Consider the following 6,427-nt stretch of genomic DNA (forward strand, 5'->3'; position numbering starts at 1 on the left):
AAAAGGACGATCAGCGGTGTGGATGGTCTGACGCCGGAATACCGGTTTGCCGACGACGAATGGCTGGCAAAAGACCCCAGGGTAGCCTGGCTGGAAAAAACCCTGACCGGCCTCAGGCCGGAAAAGGTAGTGGTCATCTGCGCCCATGCCTCCACTGCCATGGTGCTTGAGGAATATCTGCAGCTGCGCGCCGGTATCCGCAGCGCAGCGTTTCACGAACATCTCACCCTGCTGGAACGGGATCGTGCAGCAGCCTATTTTGCCGAGACCGAGCAGGGTGCCCAGGCCCTGATCTGTTCCGAAATCGGCAGTGAGGGGCGCAACTTCCAGTTTGCCCGTCATCTGGTGTTGTTTGATCTGCCCCAGAACCCGGATTTGCTTGAACAGCGCATTGGCCGGCTGGATCGGATTGGTCAGGGTTCGGTAATTGATATCCATGTGCCGTATCTGGAGAACACCAGTCAGCAGGTTCAGCTGCGCTGGTTCCATGAAGGTCTCAACGCCTTCCGGCAAAGCTGCGCCGTTGGTGTGGCCGTAATGGAAAAGGTCAAGGAGCAGTGGCAGGCGGTCATCGATGGTCAGTCCGGGGATGTCTCGGGGCTGATGGCAGCGACTGCGAAGGAATCCGCTGAGCTAAGAGCCCGGCTGGAGCAGGGCCGTGATGCACTGATCGAGCTTAATTCCTGTCGTCGAGATCAGGCTGATGAGCTGATCCGGCAGATCGAAGCGGAAGAAGACGACTCCGGTATCCACGAATACCTCATGACCGCCTGCGACATACTGGGTATCGAAGTGGAGGATCACTCTGATGATGCCGACATCCTCAGACCCGGCGAGCACCGCAGCGCGGATCACATGGATCTGGTGCCGGACGAAGGCATGACGGTGACCTGGAGCCGGAAAAAAGCCCTCAGTCGTGAAGACATGGCTTTCATGAGCTGGGAGCATCCGCTGGTGACCGGTGTCATGGAGTCGGTGATCAGCAGCGGCCTGGGCAAAGCTGCACTGGCCAGCATGTCGGTCAAGGGTCTGGCCCCCGGCACCCTGCTTCTGGAAGCGGTGTTTACAGTGCATTGCCCGGCGCCCGAGGCGTTGCAGCTGGCCCGGTTCCTGCCGTCGTCACCGATCCGCGTGCTGGTGGATGTCAATGGTCGCAATCTGACTGCGGTGCTGGATCATTCGCGACTGAATGGCCTGTGTGCCAACATTCCCCGTCGCACCGCGCAAGTTGTGGTGCCACGTATCCGCGCGGAAGTTGAAACCCTGGTGGATCACGCCCGTGAATTGGCCGAGCCGCAATTTGAGCCTGCCCGGGAGGCGGCGTTAAAGCAGGTGCGGGCCATGCTGGCGCCGGAAATACATCGGCTGGAAGCCCTGGCGGCCAACAACCCGGTGATCCGGGAGGAAGAAATCCGCTTCTTCCGGGACCAGCTGGCGGCGGCGGAAACCGCCATTGGCCGGGCGGAACTGGCCCTGGAAGGAATTCGTGTGGTGATCACATCGTGAGCGGACGGGTGTGTAGTGGATGAAGCTGGTCAGTCACCATCTGATCGGGTACTTTGAACGTAACCCTTCAGAACGACCACTGTCATGAGTACTGATGTAACCGTAAGTCGAGAAAAGGCCGTATCCGGCCTGTCTGAATTCACGGAAAGCGCCTCGGGCGCGTGCATAAGGAACACGAGTCTATGATGACCCTGATTGTGTTTTTGCTGGCAGCGGCGGCTCTTCTTGCCGTTATGCGCCGGGAATCGGGCGCCAAGCCGGCCATCGTCGTATTGGCGGTGTTTGGCCTGATCGCCTGGATCTTCGCCTCCGGCTGGCTCACTGTTCTGTTGTTTCTGGGTGCCATTGCCACTGCGGCTGCCGGTCTGCCGCAGTTCCGCAACAGCTGGCTGACACCCCGGGTGTTCGACATGTTCAAGAAGGTGGCCCCCAAGGTTTCGGAAACGGAACAGGTTGCCCTGGATGCCGGCACTGTTGGCTGGGACGGCGAACTGTTTACCGGCCGCCCGGACTGGCACAACCTGCTGATCAACCGCAACTCCGGACTGACTGAGGAGGAGCAGGCGTTTCTGGATAACCAGTGCGTCAAGGCGGCCTCCATGTGCAACGCCTGGGATGTGGCCGTGGAGCGGGCGGACCTGCCTCCGGAGTTGTGGGAATACATCAAGAAAGAGAAATTCCTGGGGATGATCATCCCGAAGGAATACGGTGGCCTGGAATTCTCTGCCAAAGCACAGTCAGCGGTGCTGCAGAAGCTGGCGGCCAACGAAGTGCTGATGGTCTCCGTCGGTGTGCCCAACTCCCTCGGGCCCGGCGAATTGCTGGTCAAGTACGGTACAGAAGAGCAGAAAAATCATTATCTGCCGCGTCTTGCTGACGGCCGTGAAATACCCTGTTTCGGCCTGACCGGTCCCCGTGCGGGTTCGGATGCCACCTCCCTGCCGGACACCGGCATCGTCTGCAAAGGCCAGTACGACGGCAAGGAAGTGATTGGCCTGCGCATGAATTTCGACAAGCGCTGGATTACCCTGGCGCCCATCGCAACCGTGGTGGGGCTGGCGTTCCGGATGTTCGACCCGGACGGTCTGCTGGGTGACAAAAAGGATCTGGGCATAACCTGTGCCCTGTTGCCGCGAGACACCGAGGGCATGGAGATCGGCCGTCGCCACTTCCCCATTGGCAGTCCGTTTCTCAACGGGCCGATCCGTGGCAAGGACGTATTCGTTCCCCTGGACTTTATTATCGGTGGTCCTGAAATGGCCGGGCAGGGCTGGCGGATGCTGGTGGAATGCCTGTCCGTGGGCCGTTGTATCACGCTGCCTTCCGGTGCTGCCGGTTCGGCTGCCGCTGCCGTCGGCACCGCCGGTGGTTTCACCCGGGTTCGCCGGCAATTCAATAATGCGGTAGCGGATATGGAAGGGGTGCAGGAGCCACTGGCCCGTATAGCTGCCCAGGCTTATATTGCTCAGTCTGCGGTAATGCAGACCGCCAATATGGTCGACAAGGGTGAGAAGCCTGCAGTGCCCTCTGCCATCCTCAAGTACCACCTGACCGAGATGCAGCGCAGTGTGCTGACGGATGCCATGGATGTTCATGGTGGCAAGACCGTTACCCTGGGGCCACGCAACTATCTCGGCATTGGCTATTCCGGGGCGGCCGTGTCCATTACCGTTGAAGGCGCGAATATCATGACCCGCAGCCTGATGATCTTCGGTCAGGGCGCGATTCGCTGTCATCCTTACGTACTGCAGGAACTGGCTGCCAAGGATGCGGATGATATCCACGCCTTCGACGAAGCCTTCTTTGGTCATGCCGGTCTGATCTTTGGTAACGCCGCCCGTGCGTTCACCCAGGCCCTGGGTGTTGGTCGTGCGGAAGTGCCCTTTGACAGTGCCGCCCGTCGCTATGCCCAGGGCGTCGCCCGTTTCAGTGCGGCATTTGGCCTGTGCTCCGATGCGGCCATGACTACGTTGGGCTCCGAGCTGAAAATGAGAGAGCTGGTTTCGGCCCGTCTCGGTGACATGCTGTCGAACCTGTATCTGGCATCCATGGTGCTGAAACACTGGCACGAAGCCCAGCCCGTTGACGGTGAGGCCGAGCTGATGGCCTACAGTCTGCAGTTGCTGCTGCACCGTACCGAAACAGCATTGGACGAGTTCCTGCGTAATCTGCCAAATCGTGCGGTAGCGTTTGCGTTGCGGGCGATCACCTTGCCCCTGGGCCGTCACTGGGGCAAGCCCCGGGATGAGGTTGTCCGGTCTCTGGCCCGGGCCATTTCTACCGATACGCCTTTGCGTGAAAAGCTGATCGCACCGATCTGGACCACCTCTGTCGAGGGCGGCCAGGAAAATCCGGTGGCCCGTTACAACGAGTTGCTAAAGGGCTACAGCAAGGCGGAGCCGATCTACCGCAAGGTCGCCAAGGCCGCCGCCAAGGGCGAGCTGCCCATGGACGTTCTCCATCCGGAGCAGCAGTTTGAAGCAGCTCTGGAGGCCAAAATCCTGTCAGAGGAGGAGGTGGTCTTCATGCGGGAGTATGAAGCCAGTGTGCTGGAAATGCTGACCGTGGATGACTTCCCGTTTGATGCCTTTGCCATGAACAAGGACACGGTCATCGATCACAACCCGGCCTAAGTAAGAGCTGAAGAAAAAGCGGCATGGAAACGGCTTGTGCTGTTAAACAGGGGTGTCCTTGGTAAGGGCACCCCTTTTTTTATATGACATATGTCTATTTGGTATCGCGACTGTTCTTCAGGTAACGCTTACTTGGTCTGACATCAAGCCCGGGTCAAGGTTCTGGCATTCCGTCAGCATGGCTTTGATAACTCTCAGACAACGTCTCAGTCAATGTCGAGACAACAAAAAAGGCAGCCCGGAAGCTGCCTTTTAAGGGTGCGCTATTTACCCGAAGGCTCAAGCGCTATCAACACTTCTGATCATGGTGTAACCATGTACAAAGGTGTGACATAAAGAGAGACGACTTACAGAGGTACGACGTTCTCAGCCTGAGGACCTTTCTGACCCTGAGTTACAGTGAACTCAACCTGCTGGCCTTCAGCCAGGGTCTTGAAGCCGCTGCCCTGAATGGCACTGTAGTGAACGAATACGTCCGGGCCGGACTCACGAGTGATGAAACCAAAACCTTTAGCTTCGTTGAAGAACTTAACAGTACCGGTAGTAGTAGACATACTTAAACTTCCTGAAATCAAATCAAATATTTTACTGCCTTTGCCTGATCACCAGGATCAGCCGTGGGCGTTTACGGGAAAACAGACTTCGCGGATTCAAAAAAAGGACGGATACACTACTTACTGCGAGGGATACGTCATATTTATGAAATGCTTCACTGAACTTTCCTGCCATTCCGACTCTACTACTGCTTTTTCCTGAATGCCACCCTTTTTTTTGATGTCATTAAGCCGTTTTCACTTATGACTGTTTGGTGACTGGTTAACCCGCACCTTGCCGGTTCAGCCCGGCGTATCGGCAAGGTGCGGGATCCGCTATCAGTCCTGGAAAATCTCCTGATAGAACTGCATGGTGCCATTCCAGGAGCGTTCGGCTGCACCCTGATCGAAACCCACCGGCATATCGAAATCAGCGGCGAAGCGATCGGCACCGGGGTTGGTGAAGGAGTGTCTGACCCCGGGGAAACTGGTGACGGTGAAGTCGGCCTCCGCCTTCATCATGCTGTCGACAAAGCCGGCTACCTGGTCGGCTGGCACCATCGGATCGGCACCGCCGGTGTAGACCTGTATCCTGGCGGATATCTCACCGGGGGAAACCTCGATGGGACTGCCCAGTGAGCCGTGATAGCTGACGACGCCCGCCAGATCCATGCCGAGGCGCGCCATATTCAGAACCACTGCACCGCCAAAACAATAGCCCTGGGCGGCAATCCGGTTGCTGTCCACAGTCTCGTGTTGCTTCAGGATATTCATGGCGGCGGTGAAGCGATTCACCACGCTGTCGAGATCTGCCGTGGCGGCCTCCATGAAGGCCATGGCGTCACGGGGATGATCCGCCAGTTTTCCGCTGCCATACATGTCTAGCGCAAACGCGGTATAGCCGGCGGCCGCCAGTTTCTCGGCCTGGTCGCGGGCAAATTCGTTGTGGCCCCACCATTCGTGAACCACCAGAACCCCCGGGCGGGGTCCCTCGTAGCTGTCATTCCAGGCCAGATAACCGGTGTAGGACTCACCGTCTACCTGGTATTCAACGGTTTCAGTCTGCAACTGGGCGAAGACACTGCCGGCGCCCAGAGAAAGTGCGATGCCAGTGGCAATCAGGGTCAGTCGGGAGGGCATGATGGGATCCTTGTTTCGAAAATGGGTATCGGTGAAAGCGTGGTGGCGCTCACCCCGGAAGCCGGGCCGGAATTCCTGGCGGCCCGCTCCGATGATAGAGCATTTTCAGTGTTACGCCACGAACGGGCGGGCGGATGAGCGCCTGACTTTTGTCGTCGAAGCGTTGGTCAGAGGTGCCGGGCTGCGCTATGTTAGTGACTGGAATCCGGGGTTCCGGGTCGTTCCATGTCCTTACAAAAATTCATTCTTCATGTGGAGTTGTCATGAAACTGATTGGTTCCAGAACCTCCCCCTATGTACGTCGTATCCGGCTGCTCCTGAACGACACGCCCCACGAATTTCTGCATCTGAATATCTACGCTGAGGGTCGTGACGAGCTGCGTCGCAACTCACCGGTATTGAAGGTGCCGGTTTTGGTGGACGGCGACCGGGAACTCTACGATTCCCGTGTGATTGCCCGCTACCTGGCCGCCCAGCACGGCACCGGACCGCTGACCTGGGAGCAGGAAAACCAGCTGACCCTGATTGATGGCGCCAACGACTCCTGTGTCACCCTGTTGCTGTCAAAGAAGTCGGGGCTGGATGTGGACGCTGACCTGGAGTTCTGGAACCTGC

5 protein-coding genes are annotated in these 6,427 nt (G+C 58.0%); 3 read left to right on the forward strand and 2 right to left on the reverse strand.

The genetic code is table 11. The features are described 5' to 3' along the window. The coding region (gene rapA / locus AAC035_RS17225; RefSeq protein ID WP_339806326.1) for an RNA polymerase-associated protein RapA at positions 1 to 1,506 on the forward strand (1,506 nt) is incomplete at its 5' end. Between the two features lie 182 nt (positions 1,507 to 1,688). Further along, positions 1,689 to 4,139 (forward strand): acyl-CoA dehydrogenase, encoded by a 2,451-nt coding sequence (locus tag AAC035_RS17230; protein WP_339806327.1) that lies wholly within the window; start codon positions 1,689 to 1,691, stop codon positions 4,137 to 4,139. A 347-nt stretch (positions 4,140 to 4,486) separates the two neighbouring features. Here the strand turns inward: AAC035_RS17230 and AAC035_RS17235 are convergent, their stop codons facing one another. Both AAC035_RS17235 and AAC035_RS17240 read right to left on the reverse strand, forming a co-directional pair. Beyond that, on the reverse strand, positions 4,487 to 4,693 hold the full coding sequence (locus tag AAC035_RS17235) for a cold-shock protein (protein ID WP_339806328.1): 207 nt from the start codon (positions 4,691 to 4,693) through the stop codon (positions 4,487 to 4,489). A 318-nt stretch (positions 4,694 to 5,011) separates the two neighbouring features. Continuing rightward, the gene (locus AAC035_RS17240) at positions 5,012 to 5,812 is read right to left on the reverse strand and encodes a dienelactone hydrolase family protein (RefSeq protein WP_339806329.1); all 801 of its coding nucleotides are present in this window, start codon (positions 5,810 to 5,812) and stop codon (positions 5,012 to 5,014) included. Positions 5,813 to 6,075: 263 nt separating this feature from the next. Here AAC035_RS17240 and AAC035_RS17245 point away from each other — a divergent pair. Continuing rightward, the coding region (locus AAC035_RS17245) for a glutathione S-transferase family protein (RefSeq protein ID WP_339806330.1) at positions 6,076 to 6,427 on the forward strand (352 nt) is incomplete at its 3' end.

This window comes from uncultured Marinobacter sp., assembly GCF_963974375.1.
Classification (GTDB): Bacteria; Pseudomonadota; Gammaproteobacteria; order Pseudomonadales; family Oleiphilaceae; genus Marinobacter.

What these genes read in the sequence shown, in the direction of transcription:
- AAC035_RS17230 (WP_339806327.1), top strand. Translation starts at nt 1,689, where the DNA reads ATGATGACCCTGATTGTGTTTTTGCTGGCAGCGGCGGCTCTTCTTGCC.
- AAC035_RS17235 (WP_339806328.1), bottom strand. Translation starts at nt 4,693, where the DNA reads ATGTCTACTACTACCGGTACTGTTAAGTTCTTCAACGAAGCTAAAGGT.
- AAC035_RS17240 (WP_339806329.1), bottom strand. Translation starts at nt 5,812, where the DNA reads ATGCCCTCCCGACTGACCCTGATTGCCACTGGCATCGCACTTTCTCTG.